This is a genomic window from Streptomyces sp. NPDC060035, assembly GCF_042736635.1.
Lineage (GTDB): Bacteria > Actinomycetota > Actinomycetes > Streptomycetales > Streptomycetaceae > Streptomyces.
Genome location: NZ_JBHWVO010000012.1, coordinates 185,059 through 200,276, shown reverse-complemented (window position 1 = coordinate 200,276; position 15,218 = coordinate 185,059). Strand labels below are relative to the sequence as shown.

Sequence of the window (15,218 nt, the reverse complement as noted above, 5' to 3'; positions counted from 1 at the left end):
ACGCAGTCTAGACATGTTGTTGGACTTTCCAAGCTCAAGCTTGGTAAAACCAAGTATCGCAATTCAGGGTCGGGGAGGCACCGCATGGAGTTCCGGCAGTCCAGCAAGCTCAACGAGGTCTGTTACGAGATCCGGGGCCCGGTCATCGAACAGGCCAACGCCCTCGAGGAAGCGGGCCACAGTGTGCTCCGCCTCAACACGGGCAATCCGGCGCTCTTCGGGTTCGAGGCCCCCGAGGAGATCGTCCAGGACATGATCCGGATGCTCCCTCAGGCGCATGGCTACACCGACTCGCGCGGCATTCTCTCCGCGCGCCGGGCCGTGGCACAGCGCTATCAGGCCATGGGCCTGTCCGACGTCGACGTCGACGACATCTTTCTCGGCAACGGCGTCTCCGAGCTGATCTCCATGTCGGTACAGGCACTCCTGGAGGACGGCGACGAGATCCTCATCCCGAGCCCCGACTACCCGCTGTGGACCGCCGTCACCACACTCGCGGGCGGCAAGGCCGTGCACTACACCTGCGACGAGGCCGCGGACTGGAATCCGGACCTCGCCGACATGGCCTCGAAGATCACCGACCGCACCAGGGCCATGGTGATCATCAATCCGAACAATCCGACGGGTGCCGTCTACCCCCGCGAGGTCCTCGAAGGCATGCTCGATCTGGCGCGCAGGCACGGGCTGATGGTCTTCGCCGACGAGATCTACGACCAGATCCTGTACGACGACGCCGAGCACCACCCGGTGGCGGTCCTGGCCCCGGATCTGCTCTGCCTCACCTTCAGCGGGCTCTCCAAGACGTACCGTGTCGCTGGATTCCGCTCCGGCTGGATGGTGGTGTCGGGACCGCAGCAGCACGCCCGCAACTACCTGGAGGGGCTCACCATGCTCGCCTCCATGAGGCTGTGCCCCAACGCCCCTGCCCAGTACGCGATCCAGGCGGCGCTCGGCGGCCGCCAGTCGATCCGGGAACTCGTCGCCCCCGGGGGCAGGCTCCATGAGCAGCGCAACCGGGCCTGGGAGCGGCTGAACGAGATCCCCGGGGTGTCGTGCGTGAAGCCGAAGGGCGCGCTGTACGCGTTCCCGCGCATCGACCCGAAGGTGCACAACATCGTCGACGACGAACGGTTCGTCCTGGATCTTCTTCTCCGGGAGAAGATCCAGGTGGTGCAGGGCACCGGCTTCAACTGGCCGCGCCCCGACCACTTCCGGATCCTGACCCTCCCGCACGCCGACGATCTCGACGCGGCGATCAGCCGCATCGGCCGCTTCCTGAGCGGATACCGCCAGTGATCTGTGCGACCTGCCGGACCCCCGTCCACACGCAGTTCGCGTCGCCCGGCCTGGTGGGGGCGATCGTGGAGGGCGGGCTCGATCCGGCCGAGGACCCCGGCTGGGCGGATTCGGGCGCCGCCTCACCCGCCGAGTACGCGCGCTGGGCAGGCCATCTGTGCGGTATGACCTGCCTGCGCATGGCACTCGGCACCGGCGCTCCGACCCTGTTCGCGCTGCGCGACGGGGCCCTGAAGTACGGCGCGTACACCGAGGATCCCCAGGGGATGATCCGGGGCCTGGTCTACGCCCCGTTCGCCGAGTACGTGACCGAGGCGCACGGCCTCGACGCAGTCGTCCACCGGTACCTCTCGCCCGCCGGAATCCTCGGGCTGCTGGACGACGGCAGAAGCGTGATGGCGTCCGTGCACTACGGAATCCGCCACCCGGAGCTGCCGGCTCCGGGGCGGGGCGGACACCTGGTCCTGCTGACCTCGCGCACGACGGACGGGTCGGGTGTGCACTTCCACAACCCGTCGGGGACGACAGCGGATACACGCGCGGCCGAGCTGCCGCTACCGGTCTTCGAACGCTTCTTCGCCGGCCGCGGGGTGTCCCTGCCCGGCGGTAGGACAACGGGTTCGGCGGGGCTGTAACACCTCACCATTACGGGTGGTAGGGCCCGGATCCCGGTGTCCTGCCGTGTCGTCGTGCCGGCCCCGTGTCACGGTGGGCGCCGTTCCGGCATCCGACCGCCCCGTGGGAGATCACCTTGCTGTGTCTGCGCAACCGCCCGAAGCCGGGCCCCGAGCGCTCCGGGCGGCGCACCACCCTCATGGCGGGCGTGGTCACGTGCGCCGTACTCGCCACGGGCGCGCCGATCGCGTACGCCGCACTCGGCAGCGAGGCACCACCGACGGCCCCGGCCGCTGCCGTGCGGGGCGCGGACTACGTGGAGACCCGGCTCTTCTTCGGTACGGAACGCCCCGACGGCGGAACGGATGTGACCGACCCGCAGTTCCTCGCCTTCATCGACCGGTATGTCACGCCGGGGTTCCCGAGCGGCCTCACGATCCAGGACGGCCGTGGGCAGTGGCGTGACTCCAACGGGATGATCGAGCGGGAGCGTTCGTACGAGCTGATCCTGCTCTATCCGGCGTCGGAAGCGCGCCTGCGCGACCCGCAGATCGAGCAGATCCGCGCCGCGTACGCGAAGGCCTACGCCCAGGACTCGGTGGCCCGGCTGGACGAACGTACCCTCGCCGACTTCTGAACCCCCGGCCCTTCGCCACGCCCTGCCGCTCCTCCACGCAGAGCCGACGATGCGTCAGCCGCGCAGGGCGGTGAGCGCGCCCACCGGATCGGTGTCCGGGGTGGCGCGGGGCCACCAGTCGTCCTCGCCCCGGTCTGATTCGTAGCCGTACCAGCGGCCGTCGTGGCCGAAGCGGAGCTGGAGGGTTCCGCCCGCGTTCGTCAGGCGGTTGTGCCAGGGCTGGAAACGCGGGTGACCGGCCGCCACGAGAGCGGGGCGGGCCCGGTCGAACGGGCCGGCCGGTGGGTCCCACGGGCTCTCCAGGACGGCGAGGCCCGCGGGGCCGCCCTGCCGCCAGGCGGCGACGGCGCGGGCCAGGTCCGTGGTGCTGCGGCCGGTGGCGTGGGCCAGCTCGCGGTAGAGCGCCCGGGTGGTGGCGGTGAGCCCGGCGGTGGGCCGGGACGCGGCGATGCGCACCGCGTCCTGCCAGGTGCTGAGACCGGCTATGGGATCGTCCCCGGTCGTCAGGAGTGCATGGGCGCGCGCCGCCGCGTCCGAGGCGAGGTGGTCCAGGGACAGCGGGTCATGGGCCCCGGGCAGATCCGGGTAGGAAGGCGGCTGCCCGGGATACGGCGGCACGGGCAGAGGCGCCGGGAGCGGCGGCAGGAAACGGTCGGCCAGAGCCTCGTCCGCCGGAACCGAGGGCATGGCCGGGACGGCGGGGCGCTCGCGGGCGGAGTGTTCGGCGTTGCGGCGGCCGAGCTCGTCGAGGAGTTCGCGCTCGCCCCGGCCGCGCATCAGCAGCAGGACGAAGGGGTCGCTGTCCAGGAGCCGTGCCGTCTGGAAGCAGAGCGCCGCCACATGCTTGCAGGGCCAGCCGCGGTCCGGGCAGGAGCAGTCCGGGTCGAGGTCACCGGCGGCGGGCAGCAGCCGGATGCCGGTCTCCCCCGCCATGTCGATCAGGGAGTGCGGCATCTCCTTGTCGAGCAGCGCGGACAGATGCCCGGGCCGCGCCGCGGCGGCGTCCAGGAAGGTGTCCCAGTCGGAGGCGGAGAACGTACGCAGGCGCAGCTCCGCGCGGTACGGGCGGGGGCGGCTGCCATGGACGTAGGCGATGACCCGGCCGGGGGTGACGGTGATCGCGGCGACCTGGCCGCCGTCGGCGTACGTGCGGCCGCGGGCGAGCCGCCCCTCGTCCATCGACAGGGATTCCAGGGCGTCCACCCAGGCCCTCCCCCACCAGCTGTCCGCGAAGGGCTCCGCGGACTCGGAGGCCCGGGCGGGCACCGCCTCGAAGGTGCGCCGCAGATCGTCGGGGCCGGGACGGGCCGCGGGACGGGCCGCGGGACGGGCCGCTGCCGGGCTCATGGTGTCCTCCGGAGCGAGACGAGGTCGGCCAGGTCACGGTCGCTGAGCTCGGTCAGAGCGGCCTCGCCGGACCCGAGCACCGCATCGGCGAGGGCGCGCTTGGACTCCAGCAACTCGCCGATCCGGTCCTCGACGGTGCCCTCCGCGATGAGCCGGTGCACCTGCACGGGCTGGGTCTGGCCGATGCGGTACGCACGGTCGGTTGCCTGTTCCTCGACCGCAGGATTCCACCAGCGGTCGTAGTGGATGACGTGGGCGGCCCGGGTGAGATTCAGCCCGGTGCCGGCCGCCTTGAGGGAGAGCAGGAAGACGGGGACCTCGGCGGACTGGAAGCGGTCCACCATCCGCTCCCGCTCCGGCACCGGGGTACCGCCGTGCAGAAGCTGGGAGGGGACGGAGCGGGAGGCCAGATGGGCGGAGAGGAGGCGGGCCATCGACACGTACTGGGTGAAGATCAGGACGGAGGCGTCCTCGGAGAGGATCGTGTCGAGGAGCTCGTCCAGCAGGGCGAGCTTGCCCGAGCGACCCACGAGCCGGGTCGGCTCCTCCTTCAGATACTGCGCGGGGTGGTTGCAGATCTGTTTGAGCGAGCCGAGCAGCTTCATGATCAGGCCACGGCGGGCGATGCCCTCGGACTGCTCGATGAAGGCCATCGTCTCGCGCACGGCCGCTTCGTAGAGCGTGGCCTGCTCCCGGGTGAGGAAGACGGGGTGGTCGGTCTCCGTCTTCGGCGGCAGCTCGGGCGCGATGCCCGGGTCGGACTTCTTGCGGCGCAGGAGGAAGGGGCGGACCAGCCGGGAGAGCCGCTCGACCGCCTCCTCGTTGCCCAGGCCCGCCGCGGTGCCGGTGTTCTCGACGATCCGGGCGTGCCGGGCCCGGAACGCCTTGAGCGGGCCGAGAAGCCCGGGAGTGGTCCAGTCGAGCAGCGCCCAGAGCTCGGAGAGGTTGTTCTCGACGGGGGTGCCGGTCAGCGCGACGCGGGCCGGGGCCGGGATGGTGCGCAGCGCCCTGGCGGTGGAGGAGTGCGGATTCTTCACGTGCTGCGCCTCGTCGGCGACGACCAGTCCCCAGGTGTGCTCGGCGAGCCGGTCCGCGCTGGACCGCATCGTGCCGTAGGTCGTGAGGACGAAGCCGCCGTCCGGGTCGGTGAGCGTGCGGTCGGTGCCGTGGAAACGGCGCACGGGGACGCCGGGTGCGAAGCGGTTGATCTCCCGGTGCCAGTTGCCGAGGAGGGAGGCGGGACAGACGACCAGGGTGGGGGCGGCGTGGGCCCGGTGCAGGTGGAGCGCGATGACGGTGATGGTCTTGCCCAGGCCCATGTCGTCGGCCAGGCAGCCGCCCAGGCCGAGCGAGGTCATCCGGTCCAGCCAGGCCAGGCCCCGCAGCTGGTAGTCGCGAAGGGTGGCGTCGAGGCCGGGCGGCGGCGGGAGGGTCGCGTCGTCGTCGAGGATGCGTGAGCGGAGTGCGGCGAGCGCTCCGGCCGGTACTGCCTCGACCTGTTCGCCGTCGACCTCGGCGCTGCCGGTCAGAGCAACGGCGAGCGCGTCCACCGGGTCCAGCAGACCGAGCTCCCGCTTGCGCGCCTTGCGTACCAGCGCGGGGTCCACGACCACCCACTGGTCACGCAGCCGCACCACCGGCCGGTGCGCCTCGGCCAGCGTGTCCATCTCGGCCTCGGTGAGCTGCTCGTCGCCCAGTGACAGCTGCCAGTTGAAGGCGAAGAGCTGCTCGGCGTCGAAGAACGAGGTGCCGTCGGTGGCCGAGCCCGGCGCGGGCCGGACGACGGCCGCGGCGGTGAGCGAGCGGGCGAGCTCCCGGGGCCAGTGGACAGCCACCCCTGCCGCCGCCAGTCGCGGTCCCGCGTCGCCGATCAGCTCGTACAGCTCCTCCTCGGTGAGCGCGAGCACGTCGGGGACGGGCTGGTCCAGCAGCCGCTCCAGCGGGGGCCAGACCCGGGCGGCGCGGCGCAGGGCGAGCACCGCGTCGATCCTGGCCCGCGGCCCGAAGGGCTCCCCCGCGCCGCCGCTCCACAACGTCGCCGCGTCGGTGACGTACGTCGGGTCGGCCAGGCTGTGCACCTGGGTGATGGCCGCGGCGGCGTGGCGGGCGGCTGCCGCGGCGGGGTGTGCGTCCTCATCCGTCTCCCCGGAGGGGCCGGAGGTGTCGAAGAGTTCGTAACCGGAAAGGTCGAGCCGGAGGGAGACGCGCACCCCCGCGTCGAGTCCGGCGGCCACCTCGACGGCCCAGGCGCGGGCACCGGGCAGCTGCTGGGCCTCGCGCGCGGCGAACGGCGCGCCCATCGCATGGCCCGCGGCAGGTGTACGGGGCAGGGTGTCCGCCACTGCATCGAGGAAGGCTCCGAGCAGGGCCTGGGGGGCCGGGACCCGCAGGGGCGATCCGTCCAGCGGGACTGCGTGCCCCTCGGGGGGCATCGAGGCGGCGACAGCCCTGAGATGTGCGATGTCCTCCGCGTCGCGGGGCCCGGCCCGCCAAGCGTCGTGATCGTCGGCCGTCAGCCCGGGCAGGAGCCTGCCGCGCGCCACCAGCGTGAGCGCGTGCAGCGCGGCCGCACCCCAGGCGCGGGTGGCGGGATGGGCGGAGGCACGGTGCCGGGCGTGGGCGAGCAGCGGCACGGCATCCGCGACGGACAGCAGCACCGCGGGCACCGTGCGGCGCCCGGCTGTGCCCGTGTCGCCCCGCCCGACGACCGTCAGCTCGGTGACGGTGTACAGCGGCTCCCCGGTGTCGTCCAACGGCTCGTCGGCGCCGGCGAAAGCGGTACCCCCCTCGGGATTCCAGAAGGCGATCCGGCCGTCCCGGGGCAGTGCGGCCGGCAGGAAGACCGCCGCGCACCGCACCAGCCGGTCGACGGCTGCGTCCCTGGTCTGCTGTGCCATGTCCACCGCCCCTCCCGCCTCGGTCCGAGTGCCTGATTCCCTGTCTTCGCGAGTCTAGGCGGGGGGTACGACAACGCCCGCCGCGCCCGTGTTTCCACAAGGCCGGGGCGGGCGGACGTCTCCGTCAGTGACGGGTGAGGGGCCTGGCGTGCGCTCCGCCGGGCTGCCGCTCCTCCCCGGAGTCCGGCTGTGCCGTCCCGGGATCGACCGGCGCGGGGGGATCCAGCGCCGACAGACGCTCGGCCCGCGACTCGGCGCGCGAAAGATCCTCGCCCCGCGCATGGGACTCGCCCCGCGCATGGGACTCGGCCTGCGCATGAGCCTCGGACGGCGCATAGGTCTCGAAGTGCGAAGGAGGCTCGGACTGCGAAAGGGACTCGGACCGGGGAAGAGCCTCGGACCGGGAAGGAGGCCGGTCCGCCTCGTACCCGGACGGCTCCCGCTCCGGCACGACCTGCCCAACGGGGGGCTCGGAGGACGGCTCGGACGGGCTCTGCGGCTGCGGCACCTCGGCGGGCGGCTGCCCCTGCTGAGCCCGCTCCAGGAACCGGAGCAGCTCGACGGGGAACGGCAGCACCAGCGTCGAGTTCTTCTCCGCCGCCACCGCGACCACGGTCTGCAGCAGACGCAGCTGGAGCGCCGCCGGCTGACTGGACATCTCCTGGGCCGCCTGGGCCAGCTTCTTCGAAGCCTGCAGTTCCGCGTCGGCGTTGATGACCCGCGCGCGCCGCTCACGGTCGGCCTCGGCCTGCCGGGCCATGGACCGCTTCATCGTCTCCGGCAGCGACACGTCCTTGATCTCGACCCGGTCGATCTGTACACCCCAGCCGACCGACGGGCTGTCGATCATCAGTTCCAGTCCTTGGTTCAGCTTCTCCCGGTTGGACAGCAGATCGTCCAGGTCGCTCTTGCCGATGATCGACCGCAGGGACGTCTGCGCCATCTGCGAGACCGCGAACCGGTAGTCCTCCACCGCGATCACCGCGCTCGCCGGGTCCACCACCTTGAAGTAGATGACGGCGTCCACGCGGACCGTCACGTTGTCCCGGGTGATTCCGTCCTGCGCGGGCACCGGCATCGTGACGATCTGCATGTTCACCTTGCGGAGCCGGTCCACACCCGGAACGATCATGGTGAATCCCGGCGGGCGCACACGGTCGTGGAGCCTGCCCAGCCGGAGCACCACTCCGCGTTCGTACTGCTTGACCACCCGGGCCGCGGCCATCGCGTACACCGCGCCGCCCGAGACCGCCGCCACCGCTGCGATCACCAGTTCCTGGACCATCACGGCCCCCTGCGTCCGAGAGTGCGTTCCAGCACCCATCCATCACGCCCTATTACCACGGTATGCCCGCTCTGTGCACCCGTCGAACCTCTGTCCGGGTGTCAGTGGCCCGGCCGGCCGCGCACCGGATGCCGGGGCTCCGCGGAACGGGCAGGGTGACCAGCACCAGCACGTCTCTGTGATGTACCGATGAGCCGGACGAGCAGACGAGGACCCGCCCATGTCCGTCACCGCGACCGCCACCGACCGCCGACGCCGCACCGGCATCGCAGCAGGTGCGACCCTGCTCACTCTCGCCCTCACGGGCTGCTCCGGCCTCGGGCGCACCGCCGTCGGACCGGTCACCTACACGACCGGGCGGGACAGGGTCGTCAGCGTGAACAGCCCCTCGGTGAATGGCTGCCACAGGATGGCCCCCTCGGGCGCTCACGAGGTCATGAACAGGACCCTGATCGACATGATCCTGTACCGCACACGCGACTGCAGCGGCGGCGGAACCACCTACGTCGCCACCACGGTCACCGACGTCAATTCCCCGCGCAGCCTGCCCTGGCGCAGCTACAGGTTCGTTCACTGACCGCGGCGCCGCGTACGGCCGCGCCCCCGGACCAGCGCGACCAGCTCAGCGGTCCGCTCCCGCCGGTCCCGGGCGATCAGGACGACCACGGCGATGAGAAGCGCCGGCATGACCGCGTTCGCAGGGTCCAGGAGCGTCAGCTGAACGATCGACGCACCGGCCAGCAGCCCGGCGAAGGCCATGGCGGCCACCCCGGACAGCAGGGGGATCAGAAGGGCCACGGCGCCGGCCGTCTCCAGGCCGCCGATCGTGTACATCGCGCCGCTGCTCCAGCCCATTCGGTCGAAGGACTCCACCGCGGACTCATGGGCGACGAGCTTGGCCACCGCACTGAATCCGAAGAACAGCGCGAGGACGATCCGGGCCGCGGTCAGGACGGCGGCGACCCGGCCGCGGCGCGGCGAGGCGGTGGTTTGAGCGGCGGGGGAAAGGGCGGCAGCGGTGGTTTCGGACATGAGGGTCTCCTCCGAGGGCGTCGTGGATGACATGCGCCGGTGCGGGGGGCGGCCCGGCCGCTTCGCTTTCCTGGCGCTTACAGAGGGGTAGACCCTGCCGGGGTCCGGAACTCATCGCGCTCCGGACCCCCGGTTCACCTTCTTTCAGGGCTGCTCGGGGCGGGCACGCACCCAGACCCCGTCATCGGTGAGATAACGGTCGACGGCGAGTCCGGCCGCTTCAAGACAGGCTTCGAACTGCTCCACGGAGAGTTCCCTCGACCGGAACGTCTGGGTCCACCGCGCGTCCTCGAATACGTACTCGGCGCGCACCTCGCTCACCCCGTCGCCCAGAGGCTCCGCCGAGAGAATGCGTATCGTGCAGCCCGCGGCCGAATCCTCCCGCTCCCGCGGCAGATCGGTGCGGTAGTCGGCACCCTCCCGCTGGAGAAGGACGACACCGCCGTCCTTGACGTACCTACGGCAGGTCCGCAACAGCCCCTCGCGGACGCGGTGATCGCTCGAGTGCACCAGGAACGACGCGAGCGTGACGACATCGAACCTCTCGTCGCCGAGGTCCAGCGACTCGATGGGGCTCCGCACGGTGCGTGCGCCCCTGATGTGTCCCAGCATCTGCGCCGACTCGTCCACAGCGGTCACCTCGAAGCCGCGCTCGACCAGTGGATGCGTCACCCGGCCTGCCCCGCAGCCCAGTTCGAGAATGCTCGCTCCGGCGGGCACCGCCGCCTCGATCACATCCGGTTCGTTCCCGGCGGACAGCCGCGCGTACAGCTCGACCGCGCAGCCGTCCGGTGCGATGGAGCCCGGCCCCGTCCCGGAATGTCCCTCACGTATCAGTTGTCCGCTCATACCCGGCCGAACGGATGGAAGTCCTGCCCCGTTCCCGGGCCGTCGCGGACGGTACCCCGTCAGCACCGCGGGTAGCGGTCGTCCGGCCACACCACCGGCTGCTCGAGCTCCATGCACAGATCGTCGGCAAGCTCCGTGATCACGGTCCTGCCCTGCGTCGAGGCGAGCCAGGAAGCCGGCAGCGTTACGTCCCCGTGGTGCGCGCCGAGCAGATTGCCGCAGACCGAGCCCGTGGAGTCGCTGTCGCCCGAGTGGTTGACGGAGAGCAGCAGCGCCTCGGCCACGTCGTCCGCTCCCGGCAGCACCAACGCGCAGTAGACAGCGATGGCGAGGGCCTCTTCGGCGACCCACCCCGCGCCCAGCGACTCCACCCGCTCGGCGGTCGGCCGGCCGTGGGCGGCCAGGTCGACCGCGGCACGCAGCGCGGCCGTCGTCTCCTCGTGACCGCGATGGCGGGCCAGCAGGTCCATGGCCCGCAGGACGGCGCCCGCCGGGGAGTCGCCCTCCAGCAGATGCGTGACGATCGCGGCGAGCGCTCCTGCCGCGTACGCCCCGGTGGGGTGGCCGTGGGTGATCTGCGCGCACCGGGCGGCCAGCTCGAAGCCCGTCGGCGCCTCCGCACCGAGCAGCCCGAAGGGGGCGGACCTCATCACCGTGCCGCAGCCCTTGGAGTGCGGATTGACGGGGCCCGGTACGTCGAGAGGCGCGCCGGGGCCGGGGACATGGCCGACCGCGAGCCCCGTCAGACAGGCGTTGCCGGGCGCCCGGCGCGCGTACAGCCAGGGGTGCTGCCTGAGCCATCCGGTCCGTACGGTGTCCTGCACGCCCCGCGTCGGCGGGGAGGGGTGGTTCTGGGTGTCGAGCCAGCGCAGATAGGCGTTGCGTACGAGGGTGGTCTCCGAGCCGCCGACGCCCTTCGACCTGGCCCTGGCATGGGCCCTGATCAGACCCTCGACCGTGAACAGCGTCATCTGGGTGTCGTCCGTGATCCGCCCGACGACCCCGTCCGCGTCCGCGACGGGCTCCCGCACGCCCTGCTCCCCGTAGGTGCGGCGGATGCCGCTGAGCGAGAGGAATTCGACCGGGTTCCCCAGCGCGTCCCCGATCGCACCGCCCAGCAGTGCGCCGCGCACCCGGGCCCGGCGGGCTACGACGTCACCCCACACGGCGTTTCCCCGGCCGGCGTTCCCCTGTCCTGTGGCGTCCACAGCCCGCTCCCCTCGTCCGTCCGGCATCGGTTTCCGTACACCGCACCGCGGGTTCATGCTGGGAGGAGAGGCGATGCCGATGCGTACCGGAAGTGAACCGTCCACCGCGCGCAGTCCCCTGCGGATGCGACTCTGGCTGAGTCTATGGGGCATGCTCTGGGCTGCCTTCGGCCTGATGGCGTTCGTGCTGACCGGACGCGTCGGCTGGGCGACGGCGTGCGGCGTGCTCCTCGCGGTGACGGTCACGGACCTCTGCGTCGTCGTCCACCACATCCGCCAGGGCGCGCACTACCAGCCGGGAAGGGACATTCCGCCGTACGAACCCGACCGCGGTGAGCAGGGCAGGTCACGTCACTGACAGCCGGTGCGGGGAAGGGCCGGAGGGCGGGGACCGGGTCAGGGGCGCTCGTCGAAGCGTGCTGCCTTCAGATACTCCGGCTTCGGATCGAGCGCTGCTGCCAGCCGGAAGTGGCGGGTTGCCTGCTCGGGACGGCCGGCGCGCTGGAAGGTGCGGGCCAGGGCGAAGTGCGCGAAGGCGTTGTCCGGCTCCCGCTCCAGGACGAGCTCGAATTCGAGCTCGGCCGGGCGGAGTTGGGCTGCGGCGAAGAAGGCACGGGCACGCAGCAGCCGGGCCGCCGTGTTCTCCGGATGGGCAGCTATCACCGAGTCGAGCAGTTTCACCGCGCCCCTCGGATCCCGGGCGGCGAGCAGCTGCTCCGCCGCGCGGAAGTCGATGACATGGGTCTCCGGGTTTCTCTCGGGCACGCCGACATCCTTCCCCTGGCTTGCGGCACTGCAACGTCCGCGGCATGTGAACATCCGGCCGAATCCTGGTATTCCGCGCCCGGCACGGGCTCAGCCTCCGGCGGCCCGCGCGGTCAGCTCCGACCAGACCGTGCGGACCTGCGGCTCCAGAGCCTCCAGCGGCCCGTCGTTGTCGACGACGAGATCGGCGACGGCCTTTCGCTCCTCGCGTGTTGCCTGCGCGGCCATCCGTGCGCGCGCGTCGGACTCCGTCATCCCGCGCAGCCGTACGAGCCGGTCGAGCTGCGTTTCGGGGGTGGCGTCCACGACGACGACCAGATCGTAGAGCGGGGCGAGGCCGTTCTCGGTGAGGAGGGGCACGTCGTGGACGACGACGGCGTCGGGTCCGGCCGCCCGCTCCAGCTCCGCGGACCGGGCGCCGACGAGGGGGTGGACGATGGCGTTCAGTGCGGCCAGGCGCTCGGGGTCGGCGAAGACCACCGTGCCGAGTGCCGGTCGGTCCAGTGCACCGTCCGGCGTGAGGATCCCGGGCCCGAAGGCCTCGATGACGGCCGCGAGCCCGGGTGTACCGGGCTCGACGACCTCACGCGCGATCCGGTCGGCGTCGATCAGTACGGCGCCGTAACTCACGAGCAGCCGTGACACTTCGCTCTTGCCGGCGCCGATCCCGCCGGTCAGGCCCACTTTCAGCATGCGCCGAGCCTAGAGGTGTCCCGCGAGCGGCCGGGAGCCGCCCTCAGGAGTCGCCTTCGCGCTCTGCCAGGAAACGTTCGAACTCGAGGCCGATCTCGTCCGCCGACGGCAGGTCCACCGGTTCCGCGACGAGATTGCCACGGGTTTCGGAGCCCGCCATCGCGTCGTACTGGTGCTCGAGCCCCTCGACGAGCGAGACGAGCTCCTCGTCGCCCTGGCCGATCTGCCGGTCGATCTCCGTCTGGGTACGGTGCGCCTCCGTACGCAGACTGTGCGCGACGCTCGGCAGGACCAGTCCGGTCGCCGCGGTGATCGCCTCGAGCGCGGTGAGCGCCGCATCCGGGTAGGACGACCGGGCGACGTAGTGCGGGACATGGGCGGCGACGCCGAGGACGTCGTGACCCGATTCCATCAACCGGTACTCGACGAGGGCCTCGGCGGAGCCGGGGACCTGCGCCTCGTCGAACGGGCTGCGGTGACCGGGCATGAGGTCGGTGCGGTTGCCGTGCGGGGTGATGCCGACCGGGCGGGTGTGCGGGACGCCCATCGGGATGCCGTGGAAGTTGACCGAGAGGCGGACACCGAGCCGCTCGACGATCTGCTCGACCGCGGCGGCGAACCGCTCCCACTCCACATCCGGCTCGGGGCCGGACAGCAGCAGGAACGGCGCGCCCGTCGCGTCCTGGACCACCCGCACGTCCAGCGTCGGCACCTCGAAGGCCGTCCAGCGGTCCCGCCGGAAGGTCAGCAGCGGGCGCCGCGCGCGGTAGTCCACGAGTCGGTCGTGGTCGAAGCGGGCCACGATCTGGTGCGGCAGTGTCTCGAGCAGGCCGTCGACGATCTGCTCGCCGGTCTCGCCCGCGTCGATGTATCCGTCGAAGTGGTAGAGCATGACCAGGCCGGCCGACTCCTGCGCGAGCGCCATGTCGACGACGTCCAGGCCCTTCGGCTCCCATTCGTACAAACTCTGCGGATCTGGCACGGTTACCGCTCCTCCTCGTGTTCCTCGACAAGAACACCCCGCACGGCACCGGCATTCCCGCCCGCACCCTTTCGCGGGTGGTTACGTCAGAACACGGCTGTGGAGCGCGGTGACCGCCTTCCGCGCGGAGGTGAAGGCCCCGTGCTGCCAGGCGTCCGTGTGGCTGAGGTAGTCGCCGGCGAAGTACACGTGTCCTGCGGCCTCGTTGAGCGGTGCGAACGCGGGAGCGTCGGGGCCCCCGGAGAGGGAGTGCCAGGCAGCCTCCACATAGGGGGTCTGGCGCCAGTGGTGGGAGAACGACGTGGCGAGTTCCGTGCGGTACTTCTCACCGTGGATCTTGACGCCCTGGGCGACGGCGCGCGCCTCACGCTCCCGCGGGGCGAGTGCGGCGTACGAGTCGGCCTGGGAGCCGTAGTTGTAGTACCCGATGACGAGCCCCCGGTCTCCGTTGTGACCGTAGGACGGGTACCAGATGTGGGACAGATCCAGATCCGTCTCCGTGATGCCGCCGTAGATCCGGTGGTCGCTCTCCCACCAGCGGCTGCGGTACTCCAGCCCGATCTTGCCGGCCGAGGACGGCTTGCACGCCTCCAGGGCGCTCTGGACGGCGGGACCGAGGTTGTGAGCCGTCTTGGCAAGGATGTTGGGCGGCAGTGCGGCGATGCAGTAGTCGGCGTCGATGGTCCGGGTGCGTCCCGACTGGGTGTAGGTGACGGTCACGCCGTGCGCCGTGTCGGTGATGTCGGTGACCGCTGCGCCCGTCCTGATCCGGCGCTCCCCTACGGCCCGGGTGAGTGCGGCCGGTATCCGGTCCATGCCACCGACCGGCTGGAACATCAGCATGGCCTGGTCGTACTCGAACTCGAAGGAGAAGTACCGCCCGACTCCGCTCGCGAACACCTCGGAAGCGGTGGGTACGGAGCCGAGCTCCTCGCCCGGGGTGCCGGCCGCCGCCGGGTCGACGCGGTAGCCGCGGCGGGGGCTTCCGGTGTAGTCGAGACTGTCGCCGATGTCCCCGAAGTCCTTGAGGAACTCCAGGAGCCGTTCCTGGTCCTCGACGGTGACCTGCCGGTCGAGGGCGCCCTTGTCCGTGGCCTTCGCGAGGAGTTCGGCGACGTAGCCGTACACGTCGGCCTTCGCGGTGCGGTAACGCACCGGGGCCTTCATGCCCGCCGTTTCGTTGTATATATAGGCATTGGCGTTCACGTTGGTGAACACCTCGACGGGTACGCCGAGTTCGCGGCAGTAGTCGAGGGTGACCATCCACTGCGGGATCCGGCCGGGGCCGGCATTCATGTACTGCCCGTCGTGGAATTTCGCGGTCTGATTGTTGCCGTAGGTGTCGGTGGTCGAATCCCCGCCGCGCACGGTGAAGTTACGACCGCCCGTGCGACCCCGGGCCTCCAGGACCGTACAGTCGTAGCCCGCCTTGCCCAGTTCGTATGCGGCGGCGAGACCGGCGATGCCTCCGCCGACCACGACGACTTTCGCCGCCGCCCGCCCCTTCAGGGTGAAGTCCCCTCTGCTCGGCGCCCGGAAGGCGGGTTCACGGCCTGCAGCCTGCGCGGTGGGCGCGAGACCGAGCGCCCCCATGGTGGCGAACATGGCGCCC

At 71.4% G+C, this 15,218-nt stretch carries 15 protein-coding genes; 5 read left to right on the top strand and 10 right to left on the bottom strand.

All coding sequences use genetic code 11. The annotated features are described in order from the left end of the window. The first annotated feature begins 84 nt into the window (after positions 1-84). The 3 genes from ACFWBQ_RS20870 (at position 85) to ACFWBQ_RS20860 (ending at position 2,548) form a co-directional block, all read left to right on the top strand. Positions 85-1,296 carry a pyridoxal phosphate-dependent aminotransferase gene (locus tag ACFWBQ_RS20870; RefSeq protein WP_385490953.1) on the top strand — a complete coding sequence of 404 codons (1,212 nt, stop codon included), beginning with the start codon at positions 85-87 and terminating at the stop codon, positions 1,294-1,296. Next, the gene (locus ACFWBQ_RS20865) at positions 1,293-1,931 is read left to right on the top strand and encodes a peptidase (protein WP_385490951.1); all 639 of its coding nucleotides are present in this window, start codon (positions 1,293-1,295) and stop codon (positions 1,929-1,931) included. The genes ACFWBQ_RS20870 and ACFWBQ_RS20865 overlap by 4 nt, the downstream gene beginning before the upstream one ends. 179 nt (positions 1,932-2,110) lie before the next feature. Beyond that, complete coding sequence (locus ACFWBQ_RS20860) at positions 2,111-2,548, top strand: DUF3574 domain-containing protein (RefSeq protein WP_385491079.1); 438 nt, start codon at positions 2,111-2,113, stop codon at positions 2,546-2,548. A gap of 54 nt (positions 2,549-2,602) precedes the next feature. On the opposite strand, the gene ACFWBQ_RS20855 is transcribed toward ACFWBQ_RS20860, so the two are convergent. The 3 genes from ACFWBQ_RS20855 to ACFWBQ_RS20845 all read right to left on the bottom strand — a co-directional run bounded on the left by ACFWBQ_RS20855 (position 2,603) and on the right by ACFWBQ_RS20845 (position 8,077). Then, positions 2,603-3,895: an SWIM zinc finger family protein gene (locus ACFWBQ_RS20855; RefSeq protein ID WP_385490949.1), complete on the bottom strand. Its 1,293-nt coding sequence runs from the start codon at positions 3,893-3,895 to the stop codon at positions 2,603-2,605. After that, entirely contained in the window at positions 3,892-6,792 is a 2,901-nt protein-coding gene (locus ACFWBQ_RS20850) for an SNF2-related protein (RefSeq protein ID WP_385490946.1), read from the bottom strand. Before ACFWBQ_RS20850 ends, ACFWBQ_RS20855 begins: the two co-directional genes overlap by 4 nt. Before the next feature lie 124 nt (positions 6,793-6,916). Continuing rightward, on the bottom strand, positions 6,917-8,077 hold the full coding sequence (locus ACFWBQ_RS20845) for an SPFH domain-containing protein (protein ID WP_385490943.1): 1,161 nt from the start codon (positions 8,075-8,077) through the stop codon (positions 6,917-6,919). A 220-nt stretch (positions 8,078-8,297) separates the two neighbouring features. Between ACFWBQ_RS20845 and ACFWBQ_RS20840 the strand changes: the two genes are divergently transcribed. Continuing rightward, complete coding sequence (locus tag ACFWBQ_RS20840) at positions 8,298-8,654, top strand: hypothetical protein (protein WP_385490940.1); 357 nt, start codon at positions 8,298-8,300, stop codon at positions 8,652-8,654. Here ACFWBQ_RS20840 and ACFWBQ_RS20835 read toward each other — a convergent pair. From ACFWBQ_RS20835 to ACFWBQ_RS20825, 3 genes are all read right to left on the bottom strand, one after another. Then, positions 8,648-9,109, bottom strand: a complete 462-nt coding sequence (locus ACFWBQ_RS20835; RefSeq protein ID WP_385490937.1) for a DoxX family protein — start codon at positions 9,107-9,109, stop codon at positions 8,648-8,650. The two genes, ACFWBQ_RS20840 and ACFWBQ_RS20835, sit on opposite strands and share 7 nt — an antisense overlap. 144 nt (positions 9,110-9,253) lie before the next feature. Continuing rightward, positions 9,254-9,958, bottom strand: a complete 705-nt coding sequence (locus ACFWBQ_RS20830) for a class I SAM-dependent methyltransferase (protein ID WP_385490934.1) — start codon at positions 9,956-9,958, stop codon at positions 9,254-9,256. 59 nt (positions 9,959-10,017) lie between these two features. Further along, a complete protein-coding gene (locus ACFWBQ_RS20825; protein ID WP_385490931.1) occupies positions 10,018-11,166 on the bottom strand; it encodes an ADP-ribosylglycohydrolase family protein in 1,149 nt (382 codons plus the stop codon). Between the two features lie 79 nt (positions 11,167-11,245). Between ACFWBQ_RS20825 and ACFWBQ_RS20820 the strand changes: the two genes are divergently transcribed. Next, positions 11,246-11,524 carry a DUF6343 family protein gene (locus ACFWBQ_RS20820; protein WP_385490928.1) on the top strand — a complete coding sequence of 93 codons (279 nt, stop codon included), beginning with the start codon at positions 11,246-11,248 and terminating at the stop codon, positions 11,522-11,524. 38 nt (positions 11,525-11,562) lie between these two features. Here ACFWBQ_RS20820 and ACFWBQ_RS20815 read toward each other — a convergent pair whose 3' ends face one another. From ACFWBQ_RS20815 to ACFWBQ_RS20800, 4 genes are all read right to left on the bottom strand, one after another. Next, positions 11,563-11,931, bottom strand: a complete 369-nt coding sequence (locus tag ACFWBQ_RS20815; RefSeq protein ID WP_385490925.1) for a tetratricopeptide repeat protein — start codon at positions 11,929-11,931, stop codon at positions 11,563-11,565. Between the two features lie 90 nt (positions 11,932-12,021). Beyond that, positions 12,022-12,624 carry a dephospho-CoA kinase gene (gene coaE / locus ACFWBQ_RS20810; protein WP_385490922.1) on the bottom strand — a complete coding sequence of 201 codons (603 nt, stop codon included), beginning with the start codon at positions 12,622-12,624 and terminating at the stop codon, positions 12,022-12,024. Positions 12,625-12,667: 43 nt separating this feature from the next. Further along, complete coding sequence (locus ACFWBQ_RS20805; protein ID WP_385490920.1) at positions 12,668-13,606, bottom strand: PAC2 family protein; 939 nt, start codon at positions 13,604-13,606, stop codon at positions 12,668-12,670. Positions 13,607-13,687: 81 nt separating this feature from the next. Beyond that, complete coding sequence (locus tag ACFWBQ_RS20800) at positions 13,688-15,211, bottom strand: flavin monoamine oxidase family protein (protein WP_385491076.1); 1,524 nt, start codon at positions 15,209-15,211, stop codon at positions 13,688-13,690. Positions 15,212-15,218 lie beyond the last annotated feature (7 nt).

What these genes read in the sequence shown, in the direction of transcription:
- ACFWBQ_RS20870 (WP_385490953.1), top strand. Translation starts at nt 85, where the DNA reads ATGGAGTTCCGGCAGTCCAGCAAGCTCAACGAGGTCTGTTACGAGATC.
- coaE (WP_385490922.1), bottom strand. Translation starts at nt 12,624, where the DNA reads ATGCTGAAAGTGGGCCTGACCGGCGGGATCGGCGCCGGCAAGAGCGAA.
- ACFWBQ_RS20850 (WP_385490946.1), bottom strand. Translation starts at nt 6,792, where the DNA reads ATGGCACAGCAGACCAGGGACGCAGCCGTCGACCGGCTGGTGCGGTGC.
- ACFWBQ_RS20855 (WP_385490949.1), bottom strand. Translation starts at nt 3,895, where the DNA reads ATGAGCCCGGCAGCGGCCCGTCCCGCGGCCCGTCCCGCGGCCCGTCCC.
- ACFWBQ_RS20830 (WP_385490934.1), bottom strand. Translation starts at nt 9,958, where the DNA reads ATGAGCGGACAACTGATACGTGAGGGACATTCCGGGACGGGGCCGGGC.
- ACFWBQ_RS20845 (WP_385490943.1), bottom strand. Translation starts at nt 8,077, where the DNA reads ATGGTCCAGGAACTGGTGATCGCAGCGGTGGCGGCGGTCTCGGGCGGC.
- ACFWBQ_RS20835 (WP_385490937.1), bottom strand. Translation starts at nt 9,109, where the DNA reads ATGTCCGAAACCACCGCTGCCGCCCTTTCCCCCGCCGCTCAAACCACC.
- ACFWBQ_RS20840 (WP_385490940.1), top strand. Translation starts at nt 8,298, where the DNA reads ATGTCCGTCACCGCGACCGCCACCGACCGCCGACGCCGCACCGGCATC.
- ACFWBQ_RS20800 (WP_385491076.1), bottom strand. Translation starts at nt 15,211, where the DNA reads ATGTTCGCCACCATGGGGGCGCTCGGTCTCGCGCCCACCGCGCAGGCT.
- ACFWBQ_RS20820 (WP_385490928.1), top strand. Translation starts at nt 11,246, where the DNA reads ATGCGTACCGGAAGTGAACCGTCCACCGCGCGCAGTCCCCTGCGGATG.
- ACFWBQ_RS20860 (WP_385491079.1), top strand. Translation starts at nt 2,111, where the DNA reads ATGGCGGGCGTGGTCACGTGCGCCGTACTCGCCACGGGCGCGCCGATC.